The organism is Pseudomonas sp. ADPe, assembly GCF_014843515.1.
GTDB lineage: Bacteria > Pseudomonadota > Gammaproteobacteria > Pseudomonadales > Pseudomonadaceae > Pseudomonas > Pseudomonas citronellolis.
On sequence record NZ_CP062122.1, the window covers coordinates 7,154,047 to 7,177,635 of the forward strand.

Annotated in this window: 21 protein-coding genes; 9 read left to right on the forward strand and 12 right to left on the reverse strand. The window is 69.3% G+C overall.

The features are described 5' to 3' along the window. Positions 1-115: 115 nt before the first annotated feature. Together aroQ and IG194_RS32205 are read left to right on the forward strand one after the other, a co-directional pair. Positions 116-556: a type II 3-dehydroquinate dehydratase gene (gene aroQ / locus IG194_RS32200; protein ID WP_058490038.1), complete on the forward strand. Its 441-nt coding sequence runs from the start codon at positions 116-118 to the stop codon at positions 554-556. A gap of 4 nt (positions 557-560) precedes the next feature. After that, entirely contained in the window at positions 561-1,412 is an 852-nt protein-coding gene (locus IG194_RS32205; RefSeq protein WP_058490039.1) for a shikimate dehydrogenase, read from the forward strand. A gap of 442 nt (positions 1,413-1,854) precedes the next feature. On the opposite strand, the gene IG194_RS32210 is transcribed toward IG194_RS32205, so the two are convergent. Both IG194_RS32210 and IG194_RS32215 read right to left on the reverse strand, forming a co-directional pair. Continuing rightward, entirely contained in the window at positions 1,855-2,595 is a 741-nt protein-coding gene (locus tag IG194_RS32210; RefSeq protein ID WP_009622847.1) for a sulfite exporter TauE/SafE family protein, read from the reverse strand. A gap of 83 nt (positions 2,596-2,678) precedes the next feature. Next, positions 2,679-3,449 carry an IclR family transcriptional regulator C-terminal domain-containing protein gene (locus tag IG194_RS32215; protein ID WP_058490040.1) on the reverse strand — a complete coding sequence of 257 codons (771 nt, stop codon included), beginning with the start codon at positions 3,447-3,449 and terminating at the stop codon, positions 2,679-2,681. Between the two features lie 151 nt (positions 3,450-3,600). On the opposite strand from IG194_RS32215, the gene IG194_RS32220 reads away from it, so the two are divergent. The 4 genes from IG194_RS32220 (at position 3,601) to IG194_RS32235 (ending at position 8,258) form a co-directional block, all read left to right on the forward strand. Then, the gene (locus IG194_RS32220; RefSeq protein WP_009622850.1) at positions 3,601-4,416 is read left to right on the forward strand and encodes a shikimate dehydrogenase family protein; all 816 of its coding nucleotides are present in this window, start codon (positions 3,601-3,603) and stop codon (positions 4,414-4,416) included. Beyond that, entirely contained in the window at positions 4,413-6,143 is a 1,731-nt protein-coding gene (locus IG194_RS32225; protein ID WP_058490041.1) for an FAD-dependent oxidoreductase, read from the forward strand. The genes IG194_RS32220 and IG194_RS32225 overlap by 4 nt, the downstream gene beginning before the upstream one ends. A gap of 2 nt (positions 6,144-6,145) precedes the next feature. Further along, on the forward strand, positions 6,146-6,466 hold the full coding sequence (locus IG194_RS32230) for an NIPSNAP family protein (RefSeq protein WP_009622855.1): 321 nt from the start codon (positions 6,146-6,148) through the stop codon (positions 6,464-6,466). Positions 6,467-6,530: 64 nt separating this feature from the next. Then, complete coding sequence (locus tag IG194_RS32235) at positions 6,531-8,258, forward strand: FAD-dependent oxidoreductase (protein WP_141679771.1); 1,728 nt, start codon at positions 6,531-6,533, stop codon at positions 8,256-8,258. On the opposite strand, the gene IG194_RS32240 is transcribed toward IG194_RS32235, so the two are convergent. Next, positions 8,200-8,865 carry a TetR family transcriptional regulator gene (locus IG194_RS32240; protein ID WP_058490043.1) on the reverse strand — a complete coding sequence of 222 codons (666 nt, stop codon included), beginning with the start codon at positions 8,863-8,865 and terminating at the stop codon, positions 8,200-8,202. The genes IG194_RS32235 and IG194_RS32240 overlap by 59 nt on opposite strands. Before the next feature lie 93 nt (positions 8,866-8,958). Further along, on the reverse strand, positions 8,959-10,869 hold the full coding sequence (gene quiC, locus IG194_RS32245; RefSeq protein ID WP_058490044.1) for a 3-dehydroshikimate dehydratase QuiC: 1,911 nt from the start codon (positions 10,867-10,869) through the stop codon (positions 8,959-8,961). A gap of 529 nt (positions 10,870-11,398) precedes the next feature. Between quiC and IG194_RS32250 the strand changes: the two genes are divergently transcribed. Then, a complete protein-coding gene (locus tag IG194_RS32250) occupies positions 11,399-12,775 on the forward strand; it encodes an MFS transporter (protein WP_058490045.1) in 1,377 nt (458 codons plus the stop codon). A gap of 60 nt (positions 12,776-12,835) precedes the next feature. Here IG194_RS32250 and IG194_RS32255 read toward each other — a convergent pair whose 3' ends face one another. The 6 genes from IG194_RS32255 to IG194_RS32280 all read right to left on the reverse strand — a co-directional run bounded on the left by IG194_RS32255 (position 12,836) and on the right by IG194_RS32280 (position 18,121). After that, positions 12,836-13,159, reverse strand: a complete 324-nt coding sequence (locus tag IG194_RS32255) for a DNA-binding protein (protein ID WP_009622874.1) — start codon at positions 13,157-13,159, stop codon at positions 12,836-12,838. A 5-nt stretch (positions 13,160-13,164) separates the two neighbouring features. After that, positions 13,165-13,515 carry a type II toxin-antitoxin system RelE/ParE family toxin gene (locus IG194_RS32260; RefSeq protein WP_058490046.1) on the reverse strand — a complete coding sequence of 117 codons (351 nt, stop codon included), beginning with the start codon at positions 13,513-13,515 and terminating at the stop codon, positions 13,165-13,167. Between the two features lie 464 nt (positions 13,516-13,979). Then, positions 13,980-14,858, reverse strand: coding sequence for a DMT family transporter (locus tag IG194_RS32265; RefSeq protein ID WP_058490047.1), 879 nt, complete (start codon positions 14,856-14,858; stop codon positions 13,980-13,982). Positions 14,859-14,940: 82 nt separating this feature from the next. Further along, entirely contained in the window at positions 14,941-15,756 is an 816-nt protein-coding gene (locus IG194_RS32270) for a sugar phosphate isomerase/epimerase family protein (protein ID WP_058490048.1), read from the reverse strand. A 336-nt stretch (positions 15,757-16,092) separates the two neighbouring features. Continuing rightward, a complete protein-coding gene (locus IG194_RS32275; protein WP_058490049.1) occupies positions 16,093-17,145 on the reverse strand; it encodes a Gfo/Idh/MocA family protein in 1,053 nt (350 codons plus the stop codon). Positions 17,146-17,344: 199 nt separating this feature from the next. Further along, on the reverse strand, positions 17,345-18,121 hold the full coding sequence (locus tag IG194_RS32280; protein ID WP_043313216.1) for an IclR family transcriptional regulator: 777 nt from the start codon (positions 18,119-18,121) through the stop codon (positions 17,345-17,347). Positions 18,122-18,503: 382 nt separating this feature from the next. Here IG194_RS32280 and IG194_RS32285 point away from each other — a divergent pair, with 382 nt between their 5' ends. Next, complete coding sequence (locus IG194_RS32285) at positions 18,504-19,760, forward strand: OprD family porin (protein WP_058490050.1); 1,257 nt, start codon at positions 18,504-18,506, stop codon at positions 19,758-19,760. A gap of 433 nt (positions 19,761-20,193) precedes the next feature. Here IG194_RS32285 and IG194_RS32290 read toward each other — a convergent pair whose 3' ends face one another. Both IG194_RS32290 and IG194_RS32295 read right to left on the reverse strand, forming a co-directional pair. Next, positions 20,194-20,862, reverse strand: coding sequence for a response regulator (locus IG194_RS32290; protein WP_192353629.1), 669 nt, complete (start codon positions 20,860-20,862; stop codon positions 20,194-20,196). After that, positions 20,859-22,253 (reverse strand): ATP-binding protein, encoded by a 1,395-nt coding sequence (locus IG194_RS32295; protein ID WP_058490051.1) that lies wholly within the window; start codon positions 22,251-22,253, stop codon positions 20,859-20,861. The genes IG194_RS32290 and IG194_RS32295 overlap by 4 nt, the downstream gene beginning before the upstream one ends. A gap of 151 nt (positions 22,254-22,404) precedes the next feature. On the opposite strand from IG194_RS32295, the gene IG194_RS32300 reads away from it, so the two are divergent. Beyond that, positions 22,405-23,580, forward strand: a complete 1,176-nt coding sequence (locus tag IG194_RS32300; RefSeq protein ID WP_058490052.1) for an efflux RND transporter periplasmic adaptor subunit — start codon at positions 22,405-22,407, stop codon at positions 23,578-23,580. The last annotated feature ends 9 nt before the right edge of the window (positions 23,581-23,589 follow it).

The window sequence follows — 23,589 nt, forward strand, 5'->3', positions numbered from 1 at the left end:
CTGGCTTGCAGCGCTTTTGCCCAGAGCCCGATGAGCCAATTGACGAAAGTAACCATTTGGTACATTTTCTGATGACCGCACTCCAGCGGCGACAAGACCTACAAGAGACACCCGCATGCCCCTCCCGATCCTGATCCTCAACGGCCCCAACCTGAACCTGCTCGGCACCCGCGAACCGGCCACCTACGGCCACGAGACGCTGGCCGACGTCGAAGCGCTGTGCCAGGCGCGCGCCGACGAACTGGGCCTGCAGGTGGCGTTCAAGCAGACCAACCACGAGGGCCAGCTGATCGACTGGGTCCACGAAGCGCGCGGCCGTTGCGCCGGCATCGTGATCAACCCGGCGGCCTGGACGCACACCTCGGTAGCCATCCGCGACGCCCTGGCGGCGGTGGAGCTGCCGGTGATCGAGGTGCACCTGTCCAACGTGCACAAGCGCGAGGAATTCCGTCACCACTCCTTCGTCTCGGGCATCGCCGTGGGCGTGCTGGCCGGCTTCGGCAGCAACGGCTACCGCCTGGCCCTCGACCACTTCGCCCACCTGCTGCGGAGCTGATGCCATGAGCCAGAAGACCGCCATCCTCGCCGGCCTGATCGGCGCCGGCATCCAGGCCTCGCGCACCCCCGCCCTGCACGAGCACGAAGGCGACGCCCAGGGCCTGCGCTACCTGTACCGGCTGATCGACCTGGACCAGCTGAAGCTGAGCCTAGACGCCCTGCCCGAACTGCTCGACGGCGCCCAGCGCCTGGGCTTCACCGGGCTGAACATCACCTTCCCGTGCAAGCAGGCGATCATCCCGCTGCTCGATGAACTCTCCGAGGAAGCACGCGGCATAGGCGCGGTGAACACGGTAGTGCTGAAGGACGGCAAGCGCGTCGGCCACAACACCGACTGCCTGGGCTTCGCCGAAGGCTTCCGCCGCGGCCTGGCCGACGTGAAGCGCAACCGCGTGGTGCAGCTGGGCGCCGGCGGCGCGGGCGCTGCAGTGGCCCACGCACTACTGAGCGAAGGCGTGGAGCAACTGAGCGTCTACGAAGTGGACGCGGCCCGCGCCGAGGCCCTGGTGGACAACCTCAACCAGCATTTCGGCCATGGCCGGGCGCTGCTCTGCACCGACCTGCCGGCCGCCATGGCGGTAGCCGACGGCCTGGTCAACACCACCCCGGTGGGCATGGCCAAGCTGCCGGGCACGCCGCTGCCGGTGGACCTGCTGCGCGCCGAGCTGTGGGTGGCGGAGATCATCTACTTCCCGCTGGAAACCGAACTGCTGCGCCACGCCCGCAGCCTCGGCTGCCGCACGCTGGACGGCGGCACCATGGCGGTGTTCCAGGCGGTGAAGGCCTTCGAGCTGTTCAGCGGCCGAGCGGCCGATGCGCAGCGGATGCAGGCCCACTTCCGCAGCCTGGATTGAGCGTAGGGCGTATAACCGTTCGCGGTTATACGCCGATACACCGGTCCCCTGCCCGGCTGCGAGGTTCTGCTGGACGTCTCATCGGCCACCAAAGCGGAGCCCCGTTCTACAACCAGCGGGCGTTCGACCAGGGTCAGGCGGCGGATAACGCGGAGCGTTATTCGCCCTACGCTCCTTGGGCCTGTGGTGTTTGCGTTGAAGAGCGCCCTCTCCCTAACCCTCTCCCTGAAGGGAGAGGGGACCGTTGGGCAGAGTTGGGTGTTCTGGAGTTAGCCGGAAACGACGGCGTCACCAGCTGACACCGAACTGCGCCGTGGCACGGACAAGCCCCCTCTCCCTTCAGGGAGAGGGCTGGGGAGAGGGTTGCGGACTTCGACTCCACTCCGGAGCAAGCTGTTCGCGAGCAAGAACTAGGCGTCCCCCTCGCTCCTACGAAAAGCCCCTAGCGCCAATTCTCCCAAACCAACTGCACCCCGGTCGCCAGCAACCCCAGCCGCGCAATGCGGTAGAACCACACATGGTTGACCTTGTCCTGCAGCCAGATCCCCAGCCACACACCCAGCACCACGATGGGCGCCAGCAGCAGGCTGGTCCCCAGGTTGCTCCAGGTGAACTGGCCGAGCAGCGCGTAGGGCACCAGCTTGATGGCGTTGGTCAGCAGGAAGAAGCAGTTCACCGTGGCGATGTAGCGCACCTTCTCCAGTTGCTGCGGCAGCAGGTACATCATCACCGGCGGGCCGCCGGCGTGGGCGACGAAGCTGGTGAAGCCGGCGATGCCCGAGAGCACCACGCCCTTGCCCACGGCCGCCGGTTTCGGCTGGGCCGCGGCGCGGGCCACCAGGGTGTTGAGCAGCACGAAGGCGATGGCGATGCCGCCGATCAGCAGGGCGATGAAGCGCTCGCTGAGCAGGCCGAAGCTCAGCGCGCCCGCCGCCACGCCCAGCAGCGCGCCGGGCAGCATGATCTTCAGGTTGCGCAGGTCCCACTTGCCGTAGAAGCGCCGCAGGCCGGTGAAATCGGCCATGCAGAGGATCGGCAGCATCAGCGCCGCGGCCTGGGTCGGCGGCATGGCCAGGGCCATCAGCGGCACGGCGATGCCGCCCAGGGCGCCGCCGAAGCCGCCCTTGGAGACGCCGGTGAGCAGCACGGCGGGGATCGCCACCAGGAGGAATTCGAGGGTCATCACGCAACTCGTCGGCACACGGAGCCGCCGATTATGCCGCGTCGACGCGTCTGCGCCAGGCCCCGCGGGCGATCAGCGCCCGCTCAGTCCACCACCGGGCGTAGCAGCGCCTGGGCCTCGTACAGCGCCGGTAGGTAGCGCAGGCGCATCTCGTCCAGGCCCAGGCGCGAGGCGTGGGTGGTGATGGCCAGGCTCGCGCGCATGCGCCCGCTGCGGTCCAGCAGCGGCACGCCGATCACACGCATGCCGATCTCATATTCCTGGTCCACCACGCAGAAGCCCTGCCGGGCGACCTTGGCGATCTCGGCGCGCAAGGCGTCCATGTCCGTCAGCGTGTAGGGCGTCAGCGGCCTTGGCGGATTGCGTTCGAAATAGGCCGCCAGCTCCGCCTCGCCCAGCGCCGCCAGCCACAGGCGGCCGCTGGCGGTGCAGTACATGGGCACCCGCGAGCCGGGGCGGATCGACAGCGAGGCGATGTGGCTGTAGCGGCTGCGCACCACGTGGACGATCTCGTCGCCGTCGCGGGTGCCCACCGAGACGTGCTCCTGGGTCTGCCGCGCCACCTGCTCGACGATGGGCCGCAGCATGCGCGGCAGTTGCGCCGAATCCACGTAGGCCTGGCCGATGCGCAGCGCCTTGGGCGTCAGCCAGTAGTGGCGGCTGTCGGTCTCGGCGAAGCCTTCGTGCACCAGGGTCAGCAGGAAGCGCCGCGCGGCGCTGGGGGTGAGGCCGGACAGCCGCGCCGCCTCGGGCACGCTCAGGCGCGGGCGCTCGGCGCTGAACAGTTGCATCAGCGCCAGGCCCTTCTGCAGGCCGGCGATCAGGTCGCGGGGGTGGATGCTGGGGGTTTCCAAGGCACGGGCTCCGGGTAATTCGGCCGAATATTGCGATTATCGCATTTCTACTGCGAATACCGCACTAAAGCGCCGTCAACCGCATTGAGCTCAACAGCCCGCCGCCGCACCCTGGCCAGCAGAACAACGCCAAGAACCCCTGGAGGTCAGCATGATTCGCGGTTCCACCGAACTGGTCGCCATCGTCGGCACACCCATCGCGCAGGTGAAGTCGCCGGAGAACTTCAACACCTGGTTCGCCCACAACGGCCACGACCTGGCGATGATCGCCATCGACCTGGGCGCCGACGCCCTCGATGCCTTCGTCGCCACCCTGCGCGGCTGGCACAACCTGCGCGGCTGCGTGGTCACCGTGCCCTACAAGCAGGCCCTGGCGCCGCGCCTGGACGGCCTGAGCGCCCGCGCCGAGGCGCTGGGCTCGGTCAACGTGATCCGCCGCGAGGCCGACGGCCGCCTGCTGGGCGACAACGTCGATGGCGCCGGATTCCTCAACGCCGCCCGGCGCCATGGCCTGCAACCGGCCGGCAAGCGCGCGCTGGTGGTCGGCTCCGGCGGCGTCGGCAGCGCCATCGCCTATGCGCTGTGCGAAGCCGGCATCGGCGAGCTGCGCCTGCGCGACCTCGACCAGGTGCGCGCCGCCGCCCTGGTCGAGCGCCTGGGCGCCCTCTTCCCCCAGGTGCGCATCGGCGTGGGCTGCGACGACCTGGCCGGGCTCGACCTGCTGGTCAACGCCTCGCCGGTAGGCATGGGCGGCACCGGCGAGCTGCCGCTGCCGGGCATGCTGCTCGACGGCCTGCAGGCGCACACCCTGGTGGCCGACGTGGTCACCAAGCCGGAGATCACTCCGCTGCTGGAGCGCGCCCGCGAGGCGGGCTGCCGCATCCAGACCGGCGCCGAAATGGCCTTCGCGCAGCTGGGCAACCTGGGCGCCTTCATGGGCGTCACGCCGCTGGAGATCCAGCCATGACCAGCCTCAACGCCCCGGCCTGGAGCCGCGAGTGCGATGTGCTGGTGCTGGGCAGCGGCGCCGCCGGTTTCGCCGCCGCGGCCACTGCCGCCTGCCAGGGCCTGCGCGTGCTGATGCTGGAGAAGGCCGATAGCTTCGGCGGCACCTCGGCCATCTCCGGCGGCGCGGTGTGGATCTACGGCACCGACCAGGCCCGCGCCGCCGGCGCGCAGGACTCCGAAGAAGCCATGCGTACCTATCTGCGGCGCACCATCGGCCCGGGCTACAAGCCCGAGCTGGTGGACAGCTTCATCCGCAACGGCCACCGGGCGCTGCGCTGGCTGGAGGCCAACACCGAGCTGCGCTACGCCCTGCGCCCGCACTCGCCGGACTACTACCCCGACGAGGAAGGCGGCACCGAATTCGGCCGCGCCCTGGAGATGGTCGAGTACGACGGCCGCCACCTCGGCGAGCGCTTCCGCGACCTGCGCATGCCGCCGCCGGGCATGCTGCTGTTCGGCGGCATGATGGTGAACCGCGTGGACATCCAGCATTTCCTCAGCTTCCGCCGTTCGCCCAAGTCGTTGTGGCACTGCCTGAAGCTGCTGGCGCGCTACGGCGTCGACCGCCTCAGCCACCACCGCGGCACGCGCCTGACCACCGGCAACGCCCTGATCGCGCGCCTGGCCACCACGGCCTTCGCCAAGGGCGTGGAGCTGTGGCTGAACAGCGAGGCGCAGCAGTTGCTGGTCGAGAAAGGCGCGGTGGTCGGCGCCCAGGTACTGCACGAAGGCCGCATCGAGCGCATCCGCGTGCACGGCGGCGTGGTCTGCGCCATGGGCGGTTTCGCCGCCGGCAAGCTGGCCGAGCGCTTCCGCCCGGCGAGCGACGGCGAGCACCTGAGCATGTCGCCGGAATGCAACGACGGCGCCGCCCTGCGCCTGGGCGAGGCCATAGGCGCGGCAGCCGGCGAGGGCCTGGCGGCGAACTTCTTCTGGGCGCCGGTCTCCGAGCTGCGCCACGCCGACGGTAGCCGCGAGCGCTTCCCGCACCTGGTCACCGACCGCGCCAAGCCCGGGGTGATCGCGGTGAACCGCGCCGGCCGGCGTTTCGTCAACGAGTCCAACTCCTACCACCACTTCGTGCAGAGCATGTTCGCCAGCGGCAACACCGAGTGCTGGCTGATCTGCGACGCCAGCGCCATGAACCGCTACGGCCTGGGCCTGGCGCGGCCCAAGCCGGTCGACAACAGCGCGCTGGTGCAAGCCGGCTACCTGTACCAGGCCGACTCGCCGGAGGCCCTGGCCCGCGCCATCGGCATTGACGCCGAGGGCCTGCGGCAGACGCTGGCGCGCTTCAACGCCAACGCGCGCAACGGCGTCGACGCGGATTTCGCCAAGGGCGGCAACAGCTACAACCGCTACATGGGCGACCCGGACCACCGCCCCAACCCCTGCCTGGCGCCGCTGGAAAAGGCGCCCTACTACGCCGTCCGCCTGCACACCGGCGACCTCGGCTCGGCCCGCGGCCTGGTCACCGACGGCCAGGCCCGCGTGCTCGGCCGCGACGGCCAGCCGATCCCCGGCCTCTACGCCGCCGGCAACGACATGAACTCGCTGATGGACGGCACCTACCCCGGCCCCGGCATCACCCTCGGCCCCGGCCTGACCTTCGCCTGGCTGGCGGCCAACCACATAGCCGCGCGCCTCGCCGCGCCGGCCTCGCAACAAGCAACCCTGGAGCACTGACGATGTACTACGAACTGCGCACCTACAGCATCGACCCGCTGAAACTCGCCGACTGGCTGGCCCTGTACCGCAGCCACGCCTACGAGGTGCAGACCGAGCACCTGGGCAGGCTGGTGGGCTTCTTCACCACCGAGTTCGGCGAATGCAGCCAGGTGGTGCACCTGTGGGCCTACGAGAGCCTGGACGAGCGCATGCAGCGCCGCGCCAGCATGGCCGCCGACCCGCGCTGGGCCGAGTTCGGCAAGCTGAACCGGGAACTGGGCGCGGTGCTAAAGCTGGAATCGCGGCTGATGAAGCCCACCGGCTTCTCCCCGCTGCAGTGATGGCCCCGGCGCGCGGAGCCCTTCCGCGCGCCCCGATAACGACAAGAGAAAGCCCATGCCCACCTTGCAAACCCTCGACTGCGACGTCCTGGTGATCGGCTCCGGCGCCGCCGGCCTGGCCGCCGCCGTGACCGCCGCGCACCACGGCCTGCGCGTGGTCGTCGCGGAAAAGGCCGCGCAGCTCGGCGGCACCAGCGCCTGGTCCGGCGGCTGGCTGTGGATTCCGCGCAACCCGCTGGCCCTCGCCGAAGGCCGCGTCGAGCCGGACGACGCGCCAGAGCGCTACCTCAAGGCGCAGGTCCATGCCGAGCAACTGGACGAGCGCCAGGCCGCCTTCCTCCGCCATGGCCCGGAGATGGTCGAGTTCTTCCAGCGTCACAGCGCCGTGCAGTTCTTCAGCGGCACGCGCATGCCGGACATGCGCGATGGCGAGGGTTCCGCCGCCGGCGGCCGCTCGCTGTGCGCCCAACCCTACGACGGCCGCGAACTCGGCCCCTGGCTGCGCCACCTGCGCGAGCCGCTGGACCTCGTCAGCCTGGCCGGCATGGGCATCGCCGGCGGCGCCGACCTGGCCAACTTCCTCGACGCCACGCGCTCGCCGAAAGCCGCGCTCTACGCGCTCAAGCGCATCGCCCGGCACTGGTGCGGGCGCCTGCGTTACGGGCGCGGCACGCAACTGGTCAACGGCAACGCCCTGGTGGCGCGCCTGCTACGCAGCGCGCTGGACCTGAAGGTGCAGTTGCTGACGCAAACGCCGATCCACGAACTGCTCCGCGAAGGCGGCAAGGTGACCGGTGCGCGCAGCGACACCCTGGAATTCCGCGCCCGCCGCGGCGTGGTCCTGGCCTGCGGCGGTTTCCCCCACGACCGCGAGCGCATCGCCCGACTCATGCCCCACGCCTCGGACGGCTGGCAGCACCGCTCCGCCGCGCCGCCGCAGAACAGCGGCGACGGCCTGCGCCTGGGCGAAGCCGTGGGCGGCCGCGTGGCGGACGACCTGGCCCACGCCGGCGCCTGGGTGCCGGTGTCCCTGGTGCCGCGCCGCGACGGCAGCGTCGGCCACTTCCCGCACCTGATCGAACGGGCCAAGCCCGGCTTCCTCTGCGTGCGCCGCGATGGCCGGCGCTTCGCCAACGAGGCCGACTGCTACCACGACTTCATGAACGCCCTGTTCGCCGCCACGCCGCCGGGCGAACCCCACGAGGCCTGGCTGATCGCCGACGCCCAGGCGCGGCGGCGCTACGGCATCGGCTGGGTGAAGCCCTTCCCTTTCCCGGACCTGCCCTACGAGCGCTGCGGCTACCTGGTCAAGGCCCGCAGCCTGGCGCAACTGGCGGCGCGCTGCGGCATCGACGCCGAGCAGTTGCAGGCCACGGTGAAGCGCTTCAACGAATACGCGGCGCTGGGCGAGGACCCGGACTTCCAGCGCGGCCGCTCGGCCTACAACAAGGCCCAGGGCGAGGCGCGGCAGCGCCCCAACCCATCGCTGCGGCCCCTGGAAAAAGGTCCGTTCTACGCGGTGAAGCTGCTGCCCGGCAGCCTCGGCACCTTCGCCGGCCTGCGCACCGATGCCCGCGCGCGGGTGCTGGACGCCAGCGGCGCGGCCATCGAGGGGCTGTACGCGGTGGGCAACGACATGGCCGGCGTGATGGCCGGCCACTACCCCAGCGGCGGCATCACCCTGGGGCCGGGCATGACCTTCGGCTATCTCGCCGGCCTGGAGCTGGCCGGGCTCAGCGCTGGATGTAGCGCAGCACCGCCTCGCAGATCATCTGCTTGTGGCGTTGCTTGACCTGCTCGTCGGCCAGGTCGATCTGGAAGATTTCGCCGAAGGTGTTGCGGTTGGACACGCGGTAGAAGCAGAACGAGCTGATGAACAGGTGCAGGTCCAGCGGGTCGATGCCCTCGCGGAACAGGCTCTGCTCGGCGCCGCGGCGAAGAATCTCGGCCAGCGACAGCAGCATGTTGTTGCTCATCGAGCGGATCGCCGTGGACTTCTTCACGTACTCGCCGTGGTGGATGTTCTCGATGGAAACGATGCGCACGAAGTCGACGTTGCGGTCGTGGTGGTCGAAGGCGAACTCCACGGTGCGGCGGATCGCCTCCAGCGGCTCCAGTTCCGCCAGGTGCAGCTTGTCCTCGGTGTGGCGGATGTCGCCGTAGAGCTTCTCCAGCACTTCGACGTAGAGCTGCTCCTTGCTGCCGAAGTAGTAGTAGATCATCCGCTTGGAGGTGTGCGTGCGCTCGGCGATGGCGTCCACCCGGGCGCCGGACAGGCCCTGCTGGACGAACTCGGCGATGGCCGCCTGGAGGATGCCCTCGCGGGTTTTCTCGGGGTTGTTCTTGCGGCCCTTGCCACGCACTTCGGCATGGTCCAGGGGTTCGACGACATTCGGCATGGTTGGCTCGCAGCCTCACGGAGAGCGCCGATTATGGGCCTCGCCACCCCGCCAAGGGAAGCGGCGCGGGGCTTGCCGCGCCGCCCCCGGGCACTACAGCTTGGGCTTGCGCGCGGCGCCGCTGCGCGCCTGGGCCATGGCCGCCAGGCGCACGGCGACGTTGGCCGCGCCGTAGCCGGCATAGCCGTTCCTGCGCTGGAGGATTTCGAAGAAGAAGCGCCCCTCGAACGGCTCGGTGTAGACGTGGAACAGCTCGCCGCCCTGGGCGTCGCGGTCGTAGAGCACGTTGAAGTAGGCCAGTTCGCTGAGGAACTCGTCGTCGAAGTCGAAGCGCGCCGCCAGGTCGTCGTAGTAGTTCAGCGGGATGTCCAGCAGCGGCACCCCGGCCTGCTTGGCGCGGGTGACCTCGGCGAAGATGTCTTCGCAGGCGAAGGCGATGTGGTGCACGCCCGAGCCGCGGTAGCTGGACAGCGCGTGGGAAATGGCGGTGTTGCGGTTCTCCGAGATGTTCAGCGGCAGGCGCAGGCTGCCGCAGCGGCTGCGGATGGCGCGGCTTTTCACCAGGCCATAGGGGTCGGGCAGGACCACCTCGTCGTCGGCCTCGAAGTCGAACAGCGCCTTGTAGAACAGCACCCAGCTGTCCAGGCTGTCGGCCGGCAGGGCCATGGCCATGTGGTCGATGCGCTGCAGGTTGCCGCTGGCCTGGGCCTGGGCGTCGAGGCGGAAGTCGCTGTCGTAAATGGTCTGCCCCGGCGCGCCCTGCTCCACCAGGTAGATCAGGCTGCCGTCGGGGGCGCGCACCGCGGGCACCTCGCGCTCGTTGGGGCCGACCAGGCCGCGGAACGGCTGGCCACGGAAGGCCTGGGCGCGCTCCAGGGCCTGGGCGCCGTCGCGCACCCGCAGGGCGGTGGCGCACAGCGAGGGGCCGTGGGCCTCGAAGAAGTTGTGGGCGAAGGAGTACGGCTCGGCGTTGAGCACGATGTTGATGTCGCCCTGGCGCAGCAGGCTCACCGCCTTGGAGCGATGTTCGCCGGCGCGGGCGAAGCCGAGCTTCTCCAGCCAGTTGCCCAGGCGCGCGCCCAGGTCCTCGTCCACGGCGAATTCGAGGAACTCCACGCCGTCGTAGCGGCTGGCCGGCGGCGGCGCGAAGAGGATGCCGGGGTCGCCGGCGGGCGCGGCGTCCTGCTCCAGCAGGTGGCGCGTCTTCTCCTCCAGGTAGAGCAGCGAGCGCAGGCCGTCGGCAGCGTTGGAGCGGGTCGGCGCGGCGCGGAAGCCGTCGTTGAAGATTTCCAGCGACAGCGGGCCCTTGTAGCCGCTGCGCAGGATGGGCGCGAGGAAGCCCGCCAGGTCGAATTCGCCCTGGCCGGGGAAGCAGCGGAAATGCCGGCTCCACTCCAGCACGTCCATGGCCAGCACGGGCGCGTCGGCCATCTGCACGAAGAAGATCTTCTCGCCGGGAATATCGGCGATGCCGCTGGGGTCGCCCTTGATCGACAGGGTGTGGAAGCTGTCCAGCAGCACGCCCAGGGCCGGGTGGTCGGCGGCTTTCACCAGGTCCCAGACCTGCTGCCAGGTGTTGACGTGGCGGCCCCAGGCCAGGGCCTCGTAGCCGATGCGCAGGCCGCGCTTGCCGGCGCGCTCGGCCAGCTCGCGCAGGTCGTCGACGAGAATGTCGCGCTCGCCCAGGGAATCGGCGACGGTGTTGCTGCACACCAGCACCAGGTCGGTGCCCAGTTCCTGCATCAGGTCGAACTTGCGCTCGGCGCGCTCCAGGTTGCGCGCCAGGCGCTCGCGGCGGCAGCCCTCGAAATCGCGGAAGGGCTGGAACAGGGTGATCGCCAGATTCAGGTCGGCGCACATCTGGCGCACGTCGCGCGGGCTGCCGTCGTAGTGCAGGAGGTCGTTTTCGAAGATCTCCACGCCGTCGAAGCCTGCGGCGGCGATGGCTTCGAGTTTCTCGGGCAGGGTACCGCTCAGGGAGACGGTGGCGATCGAGCGCTGCATGCTGGGGCTCCTGTGCTGCTGGCTTCTGCGAGCCATGGCCTGGCCGCCGGCTGTCGGCGACCTTCGGAAATATCGCCAGCCGTAGGACGCACGGCTGGTCATTGGATTATTCGCAGGGTATTTTCCAGCGGCAAGGCAAATTGTACGAACCAGTTAGTTTTGTGTTCGATCAGCGAACAAAAGGCCGATCAGCGAATTGACGGTTTTTCGTCCAGTGGCCGACCATGGATTCACCGCGACACACCAGGGCCATGCCTCCCCTGGCCCGCGAGACGCCTTGCCCTATAACAATTTCAACAAGAGTCCCTGCCCATGTTGACTGCACGCCTCCCCACCGCCGCCGTCTCCAGCCCAGCGCGAACGCCGGCTCGCCCCCAGCCCTGAGCCGCGCCGCCCGGCGCATTTCCGACACGGGCCCCGGCCAGGGGCTTTAGCGACGACCTCGGTGCCCCTGTTCGATCAGCGCACACGCCCCCGAAGGGCGCGGCGCCCGGGCAGGCACCGACAACAACAAGAACCGGAGACAACGATGGCGACTTCCTCCAGCTCCCAAGCCAAGAAAGCCACCGCCAGTGGCTGGATCGGCTCGGCCCTCGAGTACTACGACTTCTTCATCTACGCCCAGGCCGCTGCGCTGATCTTCCCGCAGCTGTTCTTCCCCTCCTCCGACCCGAAGATGGCCATCGTCGCCTCGCTCGCGACCTACGGCGTGGGCTACCTGGCCCGCCCGATCGGCGCCTTCTTCCTCGGCCACTGGGGCGATACCCGCGGGCGCAAGAACGTGCTGCTGCTGTGCATGTTCATGATGGGCCTGTCGACCATGGCCGTGGGCCTGCTGCCGACCTACCACGACGTCGGCTTCCTCGCCCCGGCGCTGCTGGTGGTATTGCGCCTGGTGCAGGGCTTCGCCGTGGCCGGGGAAATCTCCGGGGCCAGTTCGATGATCCTCGAGCACGCGCCCTTCGGCCGCCGCGGCTACTTCGCCAGCTACACCCTGCAGGGCGTGCAGGCCGGCCAGGTGATGGCCGCCGCGGTGTTCCTGCCGCTGGCCTACTTCATGCCCAACGACGCCTTCAACGCCTGGGGCTGGCGGATTCCCTTCCTGCTCAGCGCCGTGGTGCTGATCGCCGGCCTGATCATCCGTCGCGAAGTCCACGAGACCCCGGCCTTCGTCAACGAGGAAGCCAAGCAGCAGGTGGCCAAGTCGCCGATCGCCGAAGCCTTCCGCAACAGCTGGAAGCAGATGCTGCTGGTGATGGTCATGTCGCTGATGAACGTGATCCCGGTGGTGGCCACCATCTTCGGCGCGGCCTACGCGGTGCAGCCGGCCTACGGCATCGGCTTCGACAAGAGCGTGTACCTGTGGATCCCGGTGGTGGGCAACATTGTCGCGGTGCTGGCCATTCCCTTCGTCGGCAACCTCTCCGACCGCATCGGCCGCCGCCCGACGCTGATATTTGGCGCCCTGGGCTCGGGCCTGCTCGCCTTCGGCTACCTGTACGCCATCAGCATCCAGAACGTGCCGCTGGCCTTCGTCATGTCGCTGCTGATGTGGGGCCTGGTGTACCAGGGCTACAACGCGGTGTTCCCGTCCTTCTACCCGGAGCTGTTCCAGACCCGCTACCGCGTCTCGGCCATGGCCATCGCACAGAACATCGGCACCATGCTCACCGCCATGCTGCCGGCGCTGTTCGCCGCCGTCGCCCCGCCCGGCTCGGACAACGTCCCGATGGTGATCGGCAGCCTGGCCTTCCTCATCACCTGCCTGTGCGCCTTCGCCGCCTACCTGGCCCCGGAAACCCACCGCCTGCCGATGGAAGACCTGGGAAAGCCTGACGCCAAGCCGCTGGAAAAAGCCGCCTACGACAGCGCGCGGCAGAACAGCCTGCGGGTGGCGAGCCACTGAGCAGGTAATGCCCGAGCATGAAAAAAGGCCCCAGCAGGGGCCTTTTTTCGCGGGGCGGCGTCAGGCGACATGCACTGCCCGCACCTGGATTTCCACCCCCAGGGTACGGCGCAGGGCATCGAAGATCGCCGCCAGGTTGTCCATGCCCGGATTACCCGAGGCCGACAGCATGCGGTGCAGGCTTTTGCTCGGCCGTTCCGTCTCCAGCGCCAGGCGCTCGAAGCCCAGGGTGGCATTGACCAGATCGCGGAGGATCAGGCGCGCGGCGTCCGGCTCGCCGTTGAGGAACAGCGAGGCCGCCTCGTCGAGCAGCGCAGTGGCGAATGCCGGTTCGCGCTGCACCCGCGCGACGACGGTCTGTTTGAAATCCCTGGTCAGTGCCATTGGAATCATCCTCTCATCTGCGGCCCGAACCGGGCCTTCTTGCGTTGCTTGTACTCGGCGTGCAGCGCCTTCGCCTTGCGGATATCCGCTGCCTGGCCGGCCTTGCTGCCACCACCGAACAGCACGATGAGCGCCTCGCCGTCCCTCGCCAGGTAGATCCGGTAGCCCGGGCCCCAGTCGATGCGGTATTCGCCGATGCCATCGAACCATTTGACGTTGGAGGTGTTGCCCACCGCCATGCGCACCTTGGCGGTGGCGACCTTGGCCGCCGCCTGGAAATGTAGGGAGTCGAACCACTCCTGATAGGGGCAGGACCTGTCTTCCCGGACATACTCGACCACTTCTATGGCCGCCATAGTAACCTCCTCGTTACCATTTACCAATAGGTCTCAGACGAGGCGAGTGCTGCTTCGGGAATGGAATCCCCTCGCCGGCGTCTGTGCGAGGGGGAGAAAGTACGGTTACCGGGCGCCTGCCCGGGGTGCGCTGCTGCACACCTGGCTATCGCCCTGGAGAAGAACCGGAAATTGCCTACATCGCGAGAGCCAAGGTCCGATGCCCCGCAGCGGAAAATCGCGGACAGAGTCCGCGATCGGATTCACCGGCCCGCCGGACGCATCGGTGGCACGGCCAACGGCGGATAACCGCGAACGGTTATCCGCCCTACGCTCCAGGAGTATCAGGATGACTCCAGACTTCCCGGCGGCTCAGGACAGCCCCCTCTCCCTCTGGGAGAGGGTTGGGGTGAGGGGCTCTTGAACCCAGCACCGACACCACCGCGAAACTCCCTTCGCGAGCAAGCTCGCGCCTACATGGCCTCTCATCCCCGCCGCTGCATCCAGGCCGCCGCCAGCCCGCTCAGGCAGATCACAGCAATGCCCACCAAAGCACTGGCGCTCGGCACGTGGCTGAAGACCAGCCAGCCGATCACCCCGGCGAAGACGATCTGGCAGTAACCGAAGGGCGCCAACAGCGCCGGCGCGGCGTGGCGGAAGGCCTGGGTGAGGAACAGGTGGGCGGACATGCCGCAGGTGCCCAGGGCAAGCATCAGCAGCGCATGGCCAAGGCTCGGGGTGTGCCAGACGAAGGGCACCATCGCCGTGGTCAGCGCGGTGTTCAGCAGGCCGGCGAAGAAGTTGCTAGTGGTCGGGCTGTCCACCGCCGCCAGCTTGCGCGTCAGCAGCTGGTAGAAGCAGAAGCACAGCGCCGAGCCCAGCGGCAGCAACACCGCCGGGGTGAACAGTTCGCCGCCGGGATGGACGATCGCCAGCACCCCGGCGAAGCCCAGGCTCACCGCCGCCCATTGCCCGGCGCTGACCTTCTCGTGCAGCAACGGCACCGACAGCGCGGTGACCATCAGCGGGGCGAGGAAATTGACCGCCGTGGCCTCGGCCAGGGGGATGTACTGCAGGCCGGTGGTGAACAGCAGGCTGGTGCCCAGCAGGCACAACGCGCGCAGGGTCTGCAGCCCCGGCCGGCGGGTGCGCAGCACGCGCAGGCCCGACTGCGGCAGGAAGATGCCGGCCATCAGCAGCGTGTGCACCACGTAGCGGGCCCAGACCACCAGCAGGATCGGGTAGAAGCCGGAGAGGTACTTGGACAGGGCGTCGTGGGTGGAGAACAGCGAGGTGGCCAGCACCACCAGAAGGATGCCCTTCAGGGGCTGGCTGCTGCCGGACAACGCGGAGGCGGCGGTCATCGGGTTTCCCGTGGTTTACAAAGCAAGGCGCCCGGCAGTGTGCCGGGCGAACGGGTGGATGGGAATGGCGCAGTTGCCGGCATCAGAGCCGGGCGAGCACCGTGCGTGCCTTGTCCAGCGCCAGGCTGGCCCGCTCCAGGGCGCTGACGCCCTGCTCCAGCAGCTGCCGGGTGGGGATCTCCAGGCTCAGCGGCACCGTCGCCGGCAAGGTCCGCAGCAGACCCGCCAGGTCGCAGTCGCCATCGCCGGGGAAGCGCCGCTCGTTGCGCGCCTGGCGAAGGATTTCCTGCATGTCGTCCGGGCGCGAGCCGGCCACGTCGCACAACTGGGCATAGCGCATGCGCGCGGCCGGCAGCTGCGCCAGGTCCTGCAGCGAGGAGCCGGAACGGTCGAAGTGGAAGGCGTCGACCAGCACGCAGCCGTTGTCGCGCCCGGCGTTGCGCACCACGCGCCAGGCCGTGGCCAGGTCGGGGGCGTCGGTCCAGGGCATGAACTCCAGGTGCGGGTGGATGCCGTAGCCCTCGGCCAATTCGCACAGCTCGGCGAAGCGTTCGGTCATGCGCGCCTCATCCGCGTCGTTGCCGGCCACCAGCAGCTCCGTGCCGCCGAACTCGGCGCCGACGGCGAGGATGGGCTCGAAGTCGGCCACGCGGGTCTCCGGCTTCAGGCGCAGGATTTCCAGGTCCAGCACGCGGACGCCGGTGTCGCGCAGGCGCGCCTGGGTCTGCCGGCGCAGTTCGGCATCGGCCACCAGCGGGAAGTGGTGCTCCTCGGCGGTGGCCGGCACCAGGCGCAGGCCGACGTGGCTGTAGCCGGCGCGGGCGGCGACCTCGACCATGTCCGGCGGCGACAGTTCGAGGACGGTTAGGGCGGCGAGGGAGAAGATTCGGTCGGTCATGGGATCGGTATCCAGGTCACAGGTGGATTAGTAGGAGCGAGGGGGACGCCTAGTTCTTGCTCGCGAACGGTGTTTACCGGCAGCCCAGGTGTCAGGTTCAAGAGCGCCCTCTCCCCAACCCTCTCCCGCAAGCGGGAGAGGGGGCTGTCCGGCATGGACGGGAAGCTCGGCGTCAACCTGTAGGAGCGGACTTTGTCCGCGATAACCGAAGGAGCCGATGCGGATCGCGGACGAAGTCGTAGGATGGGTTGAGCTTGGGATACCCATGCGGTCGTGGTGATGGGTATCGCTCCGCTCCACCCATCCTACGGTGGCCCCTCTCCCGTACGGGCTCACTCACCCAACCCGCGCCGGCGCGCACGCCCGGCCGCTGGCGGCAGCCTCGCGGATGGCCTCGATCAGCGCCAGGGTACGGCCGCCGTCCACGGCGTCGGTCAGCGGCTGCTCCTCGCCATGCACCACACGCACGAAATGCTCCAATTGCCGGCGCAGCGCCTCGCCCGGGGTGAAGGGCTCGCAGCTGCGCAGTAACGGCTGGTGCCAGCCGGCGCCCGACTGCGCGTAATGCCAGCGCTGCAACTGCGGGATGCTCAACGCGCCCTCGGTGCCGGCCAGCAGATAGCAGGGCTGGTCGACCTGGCGTGGGTAGATGGGGCTCTCGCCAGAATCCAGCTCCCAGCTCCAGGGCGCGGCCACGCCGTCGGAACCGGTCAGGCTGCCGAGGGCGCCGTTCTCGAATTGCAGGAGGATGGCCGCGCTGTCCTCGTTGACCAGGCCGCGCACCGCGTTGCCGGTGAAGGCCTGCACCTGCGCCACCTCGCCGCACAGGTAGCGCAGCAGGTCGAGGTCGTGGATCAGGTTGGTGAGCAGGAAGCCGGCGCCCGGCTCGCGGCGCCAGGGCACTTCGAAATAGCTGTCGGGCTTCTGCAGCTGCCACAGCGCGGTGACGTTGACCAAACGGCCCAGGGCGCCCGCGGCCAGGATTTCCCGCGCCTTGCCGATCAGCGGGTTGTGCCGGCGGTGATGGCCGACCAGCACCGGCACGCCGCTGCCCCGGCTCGCCTCCACCAGCTCGCGCACTTCGTCCAGGTGCACGCCCACCGGCTTCTCCAGCAGCACCGGCACGCCGGCGGCCAGGCAGTCCAGGGCGGTGGCCACGTGCAGGTTGTTGGGGTTGGCGATGATCGCCGCCTGCGGTTGCGCCTCTTCCAGCATGCGCCGGTGGTCGGCGTAGTACGGCACCCCGCACTCGGCGGCGAACCCGGCCGCGCCAGGGCCCGGGTCGGCCACCGCGCAGAGTTGCAGGGCGGGCACCTGGAGCAGGTGCTGGTGATGCTGGCGGCCCATGATGCCGGCGCCGATCAGGGCGATGCGCAAGGGAGCGGTCACGCGGGATTCCTCTTCTGCTTGTTGTGCTGGAGCCTCGCTGCACGGGGCTCCATGGAATGGCATGAGCAAATTTAGAACTTGGTTCCATTTTTACTCAAGCGCAATGCAACAAGCAGCGGGCGATTATCGACCGCCATTGAGCCCGGGCAGGCGCAAGCGGCCCTCCTCCGTGGGAGGAAGGCCAGCAAGCAAGGGGGAATCAGGCGAAGAGGTCGGAAGCCTGGCTGGCGGCGGACAGCTCGGCGCTGGCGGCCAGCAGCAGCGGCGCCAGTTCGTGTAGGCGCGCTTCCGGCAGGCGCGCGCTGGGCCCGGCAATGCTCAGCACGCCGATCGCCCGGCGGTCCACCGGGCTGTGCACCACGGCGGCCAGGGCCGAGGTGCCAAGCGCCGAGGTTTCTTCGACCCAGGCGTAGCCACGCTCGCGGGCACGGCGCAGGTAGCCGAGCAGTTCGTCCTCGCTGCGCGGCGCGCGCGGGCCGAAGTTGGCGGGGTCGCCCACGCCCTGCCGGCGCACCAGCTCCAGGGCCTGGGCATCGTCCAGGCTGGCCAGCCAGGCGTGCCCGGAGGCGGTGTAGAACAGCGGCGCGTCGCGGCCCATGTCCGGGTCGTAGCGCAGCCCCGAGCGGGCGCCCTGGGACTTGGCGATCCAGGTCTGGCGGCTGCCGTCGATCACTCCCAGGCGCACCAGTTCGCCGCTGTCCTGGGCCAGGCGGTCGAGGATCGGCTGGACGATGTCGGCGCCGCTGCAGGACAGGTAGCGGAAGCCCAGCGCCACCAGCTTGGTGGACAGCTGGTAACGGGCGTTCTCCGGGTTCTGCCGCACATAGCCCAGGCGGATCAGCTCGGCGAGCATGCGGTGGGTGGCGCTCTTGGGTATCTCCAGGCGCTCGGCCAGGGTCTGCATCGGCAGGCCGCGGGGTTCGCTGGTGAGGCTTTCGAGAAGGCTGAAGGCGCGTTCGATCTGGCTACCGGCCATGGGCGTCGTCCACTACGAGGATCGGCGGATTCTAATGAGATCGACCGGGCCGGGGAACCGCCGGGCTGGATCGGATGCTTTCCTTAAATGTTCGAACCGGTTAATTAATGTTCGCTATTCGCACAAGAAGCGTTTCCGCCGATTGTCCGCCGCCCGCCGCCCTTCCACTATCGAGCCGTACCGAAACACCCGGCAGCGCCTGCTGCCCTCGGACGCGAACACCCTCGAACAATTACAAGAAGGTCCAGAGCCATGCCGCACAGCACACGCCCCTCTCTCGATCCGCGAACGCCGGGCCACCCAGCCGCCTAGCGCCGCGTTTCCCAGCGCCCCGCCGCGCCGCACAAGCCTCTCCCACAACAATGATTCCAGAGAGATCGTCATGGGCTACCCCTGCATCCGCCGTTTTCCCCGTTACCTGCCCGCCGCCCTGGCCCTGGCCGGTACCACCCTGCCCGCCTTCGCCGACGGCTTCCTCGAAGACGCCAAGTCGAGCCTGACGCTGCGCAACTTCTACATGAACCGCAACTACCTGGGCGACACCGCTCAGGGCAAGGCCGAGGAGTGGACGCAGAACTTCATCCTCGACTTCAAGTCCGGCTTCACCCAGGGCACCGTCGGCCTGGGCCTGGACGTGCTCGGCCTGTACAGCGTCAAGCTCGATGGCGGCAAGGGCACCGCCGGCACCCAGTTGCTGCCGGTGCACGACGATGGCCGCCCGGCCGACGACTTCGGCCGCCTGGCGGTGGCCGGCAAGGCGCGCATTTCCAAGACCGAGCTGAAGGTCGGCGAATGGGCCCCGGCGCTGCCGATCCTGCGTTCCGACGACGGCCGTTCGCTGACGCAGACCTTCCAGGGCGCGCAGGTGACCTCGAAGGAACTCGCCGGGCTGACCCTCTACGGCGGCCAGTTCCGCCAGAACAGCCCGCGCAACGACGCCAGCATGGAGGACATGAGCCTGTTCAACCGCACGGCGTTCAAGTCCGACCGCTTCAACTTCGTCGGCGGCGAATACCGCTTCAACGGCGAACGCACCCTGGTCGGCCTGTGGAACGCCGAGCTGAAGGACATCTACCAGCAGCAATACCTGCAGGTGCAGCACTTCCAGCCGGTGGGCGACTGGGTGCTGGGCGCCAACCTCGGCTACTTCTGGGGCAAGGAAGACGGCAGCGCCCGCGCCGGCAACCTGGACAACCGCACCGCCTCCGGGCTGTTCTCCGCCAAGTACGGCGCCGGCACCTTCTACCTGGGCCTGCAGAAGGTCATGGGCGACGACGAGTGGTTCCGCGTCAACGGCGCCAGCGGCGGCACCCTGGCCAACGACAGCTACAACTCCAGCTACGAGAACGCCAAGGAGCGCTCCTGGCAGCTGCGCTACGACTACGACTTCGCCGGCCTCGGCCTCCCCGGCCTGACCCTGATGAACCGCTACATCCATGGCAGCAACGTGCACAACGCCAGCACCGACGACGGCACCGAATGGGGCCGCGAGAGCGAGCTGGCCTACACCGTGCAGTCCGGGTCGCTGAAGACGCTGAACCTGAAGTGGCGCAACTCGACGATGCGCCGCGATTGGGGAAGGACCAACAGCTTCGACGAGAACCGGTTGATCGTGAGTTATCCGCTGGACCTGTTGTAACGTCCGAACCGGGCGCTTTTCGTAGGATCGAGGGGGACGCCTGGTTCTTGCTCGCGAATGAGCCCCGCAGCGGAGTCTGTTCGCGAGCAAGCTCGCTCCTACAATGCGCCCACCTGTAGGAGCGGGCCCTGCCCGCGATTCGCGCGCAGGGCGCGCTCCTACAGGGGCATGGTTGTGCGCCGGAAACCGCGGTTATCGCGGATGGAATCCGCTCCTACGGGGGCGTCCCGGAGCCTTGCGTGACCGGGGTCTCGAACAGGCGCTCCATGGTCGAATCCGCGGCGCGCCGGGGATCAAGGTCAAACGGCGGATAACCGCGAACGGTTATCCGCCCTACGGTTGACGTAGGAGCGGACTCCGTCCGCGATTCGCGCGCAGGGCGCGCTCCTGCAGGGGCATGGTTGTGTGCCCGAGGCGCGGGAGAAATGCCGCCCTACCCTGCCTCCAGGCTATAGCCCACGCCGTATACCGAGCGGATGGGATCGTGCCCCGGGGCCACCGCCGCCAGTTTGCGTCGCAGGTTCTTCACGTGGCTGTCGACGGTGCGGCCGGCGACCACGCGGTGGTCCTGGTAGATGTGGTTCATCAGCTGGTCGCGGGACAGCACCTGGCCAGGGCGGGCGGCCAGGGCGGCGAGCATGCGGAATTCCACCGGGGTGAGGTCCAGCGCCACGCCCAGGTAGCGCGCCTGGAAGGCCCGCGGGTCCAGTTCCAGGCCCAGGCTCGGCGCCTGGGCGCCGCTGCGGCGCAGCACGGCCTTGACCCGCGCCACCAGTTCGCGGGGGGAGAAGGGTTTGCAGATGTAGTCGTCGGCGCCCAGTTCCAGGCCCAGCAGGCGGTCGATCTCCTCGACCCGCGCGGTCATCATGATCAGCGGCATGCGGCTGAAGCCGCGCAGCTCGCGGCAGATGTCCAGGCCGTCGCGGCCGGGCAGCATCAGGTCGAGCAGCAGCAGGTCGTAGGTCTTGCCGCGCAGCGCCGGGATCACCGCGTTGCCGTCGGCGAGGTGTTCCACCTGGTAGCCGGCGACGCGCAGGTAGTCGCCCACCAGCGCGGCCAGCTTGGGTTCGTCTTCCACCAGCAGGATGTCGCCCTGGCTCATGGCGCGTCTCCGGCCTGCGGCAGTTCCAGCGTCATCAGCAACCCTCCCATGCTCGATGCCCGGGCGCTCAGGCGGCCGCCGTGCACCTCGGCGATGCCGCGGCAGATCGCCAGGCCCAGGCCGGTGCCGCCGCTGGCGCGGTTGCGCGAGCGCTCGGCGCGGTAGAAGCGCTCGAACAGGCGCTCCAGCGCCGCCGGATCGACGCCCGGCGCGGAATCCTCGCACTGTACCAGCACCCGTTCGCCCTCGCGCAGCGCGCGCAGCACGGTGCGGCCGCCGGGGTCGGTGTAGCGCCGGCTGTTCTCCAGCAGGTTGTGCAGCAGTTGGCCCAGGCGCGATTCGTCGCCCAGCACCCACAGCGGCTCGTCGGGCAGCTCTACGTCCAGGGCCAGGCCGCGTTCGGCGAAGCCGGCGCGGAAGGCGTCGGCCACCACCGGCAGCAGCACCCGCAGGTCGATGCGCTCGCGGCGGTAGGTGGGCCCGCCGACCTCGGCCAGGGACAGGTCGAAGAGGTCGTCCACCAGCTTGGCCAGGGCCCCCACCTCGGCCTGCAGCGAGCGCAGGGCGGCGCCGTCCAGGGGGCGGATGCCGTCCTCCATGGCTTCCAGCTCGGCGCGCATCACCGCCAGCGGGGTGCGTAGCTCGTGGGAGATATCGGCCATGAAATCGCGACGCAGGCGCTCGTTGCTGGCCAGGGTGGCGGCCATGCGGTTGAAGTCGGCGGCCAGCTGGCCGGCCTCGTCGGCCGAGCGCACCGGCAGCTGGATGGCGTAGTCGCCGGCGGCCAGGCGATGGGTGGCCCCGGCCACCTGGCGGATCGGCCGCAGCAGGCTGCGGGTGAGCCACCAGGCGATCACCGCCGTGGCCAGCAGGCAGGCCAGGCCGATGAGCAGGCTGGAACGCAGCTGGTTGAGCTGGAAGCGCCGGTCGCCGACGCTGGTCACCGACTGCAGCGGCGCCAGGGCCATCCAGCCGACCACCTGGCCCTGGTGGCGGATCGGCCGCAGGACCATCTCCCGCGGCGGCGCCTTGTAGCCGATGATCAGGCGCTGCGCCTCGTCCAGCAGGGCAAAGCGGACGAAGGCGCCGGTGAGGTCGGAGACGGTCAGCAGGCTGGGGTCGAAGTCGCGGTCCTGGGTCGCCGCGTCGGGGCGTAGCATGTCGAACCACTGTTCGTGGTCGCGGCGGATGAAGTCCCAGCTGCCGTGGGCGGCGAAGGCCCGCTCGGCGCGCGGGACGATGAGTTCCATGCGCTCCTCGGCCTGCTGGTTGAGGTAGCCGAGGAAGCCGTACCTCAGGCTCAGGTAGGCGGCGAAGACCATGCCCAGCACGGCGAAGGCGCAGACCGCCAGCATGGCCAGGAAGAATTTGCTGGAGAGGCTGATTTTCATGGCACCGCCGGGCTCTGTCGGGATGCTGCCATTGAAGCGCGGCGCCCGCGGCCCTTCAAGGCGCGACGGGCAATCTCCCAGGTTTCTGCACAATGCCTGCACATTCGCCGAGCACCCTTGACGCTGAATCCAACCTGGATCGGAGTCCCGGATGTCCCCCCTCGCCCCCCCGCTTTCCTCGCTGGCCCGCGCCCTGTTGCTGGGCGCCGGCCTGCTCGCCCTGGGCGGCTGCCTCGACGACGAGGCGGCCGCGCCGCAAGCCGACCTGCAGGAGGTCGGCATCTACCAGGTGCGCAGCGCGCCCCAGGCGCTCAGCCTCACCCTCCCCGGCCGCGCCAGCGCGCACCTGGTGGCGGAGATCCGCCCGCAGGTCGGTGGCATCATCCAGCGGCGGCTGTTCGAGGAAGGCCAGACGGTGAAGGCCGGTCAGGCGCTGTACCAGATCGACGCGCAGCCCTACGAGGCCGCCCTGGCCCAGGCCGAGGCCAGCGTCACCTCCGCCCGTGCCACCCTGAAGGCGGCCGAGCTCAAGGCCCGGCGCGACGCCCAGCTGGTGAAGATCGACGCCATCAGCGCGGAGGACAACGAGAGCGCCCAGGCCGCGCTGCTGGAGGCCCGCGCCAGCCTGCAGTCGGCCCAGGCGGCGTTGAAGACGGCGCGCATCAACCTGGGCTACACGCGGATCGACGCGCCGATCTCCGGGCGCACGGCCACCTCCTCGGTCACCGCCGGCGCGCTGGTCACCGCCGAGCAGACCACCGCCCTGACCACGGTGCAGCAGCTGGACCCGATCTACGTCGACTTCACCCAGCCCAGCACCACCCTGCTGCGCCTCAAGCGCGAGCTGGCCGAGGGCAAGCTCGCCCCCGCCGAGGCGCAGGATGCCACGCGCATCAGCCTGCAGCTGGAGGACGGCAGCGCCTACGCCCACGACGGCACCCTGACCTTCAACGGCGTGAGCGTCGACGAGAGCACCGGCAGCGTGACCCTGCGCGCCCTGGTGCCCAACCCCGAGGGCCTGCTGCTGCCGGGCATGTACCTGAAGGCGACGCTGGCCGAGGGCGTGCAGCCGGACGCCATCCTGGTGCCGCAGCAGGGCGTGGCCCGCGACGAGCGCGGCCAGGCCACCGCCCTGGTGGTGGTCGACGGCAAGGTCGAGCAGCGCCAGTTGAGCCTGGCCCGCGCGGTGGGCAACCGCTGGTGGGTCGACAAGGGCCTGGCGGACGGCGACCAGTTGATCGTCCAGGGCGCGCAGAAGGTCCGCGTCGGCCAGCAGGTCAAGACCCTGGACGCGCAGCTGACCGCGCAGAACGACGCGCGCGACTGAGGACCCGCC

Coding starts and splice junctions, on each gene's coding strand:
- aroQ (WP_058490038.1), top strand. CDS start 116: ATGCCCCTCCCGATCCTGATCCTCAACGGCCCCAACCTGAACCTGCTC.
- IG194_RS32205 (WP_058490039.1), top strand. CDS start 561: ATGAGCCAGAAGACCGCCATCCTCGCCGGCCTGATCGGCGCCGGCATC.
- IG194_RS32210 (WP_009622847.1), bottom strand. CDS start 2,595: ATGACCCTCGAATTCCTCCTGGTGGCGATCCCCGCCGTGCTGCTCACC.
- IG194_RS32220 (WP_009622850.1), top strand. CDS start 3,601: ATGATTCGCGGTTCCACCGAACTGGTCGCCATCGTCGGCACACCCATC.
- IG194_RS32225 (WP_058490041.1), top strand. CDS start 4,413: ATGACCAGCCTCAACGCCCCGGCCTGGAGCCGCGAGTGCGATGTGCTG.
- IG194_RS32230 (WP_009622855.1), top strand. CDS start 6,146: ATGTACTACGAACTGCGCACCTACAGCATCGACCCGCTGAAACTCGCC.
- IG194_RS32240 (WP_058490043.1), bottom strand. CDS start 8,865: ATGCCGAATGTCGTCGAACCCCTGGACCATGCCGAAGTGCGTGGCAAG.
- quiC (WP_058490044.1), bottom strand. CDS start 10,869: ATGCAGCGCTCGATCGCCACCGTCTCCCTGAGCGGTACCCTGCCCGAG.
- IG194_RS32250 (WP_058490045.1), top strand. CDS start 11,399: ATGGCGACTTCCTCCAGCTCCCAAGCCAAGAAAGCCACCGCCAGTGGC.
- IG194_RS32255 (WP_009622874.1), bottom strand. CDS start 13,159: ATGGCACTGACCAGGGATTTCAAACAGACCGTCGTCGCGCGGGTGCAG.
- IG194_RS32260 (WP_058490046.1), bottom strand. CDS start 13,515: ATGGCGGCCATAGAAGTGGTCGAGTATGTCCGGGAAGACAGGTCCTGC.
- IG194_RS32265 (WP_058490047.1), bottom strand. CDS start 14,858: ATGACCGCCGCCTCCGCGTTGTCCGGCAGCAGCCAGCCCCTGAAGGGC.
- IG194_RS32270 (WP_058490048.1), bottom strand. CDS start 15,756: ATGACCGACCGAATCTTCTCCCTCGCCGCCCTAACCGTCCTCGAACTG.
- IG194_RS32280 (WP_043313216.1), bottom strand. CDS start 18,121: ATGGCCGGTAGCCAGATCGAACGCGCCTTCAGCCTTCTCGAAAGCCTC.
- IG194_RS32285 (WP_058490050.1), top strand. CDS start 18,504: ATGGGCTACCCCTGCATCCGCCGTTTTCCCCGTTACCTGCCCGCCGCC.
- IG194_RS32290 (WP_192353629.1), bottom strand. CDS start 20,862: ATGAGCCAGGGCGACATCCTGCTGGTGGAAGACGAACCCAAGCTGGCC.
- IG194_RS32295 (WP_058490051.1), bottom strand. CDS start 22,253: ATGAAAATCAGCCTCTCCAGCAAATTCTTCCTGGCCATGCTGGCGGTC.
- IG194_RS32300 (WP_058490052.1), top strand. CDS start 22,405: ATGTCCCCCCTCGCCCCCCCGCTTTCCTCGCTGGCCCGCGCCCTGTTG.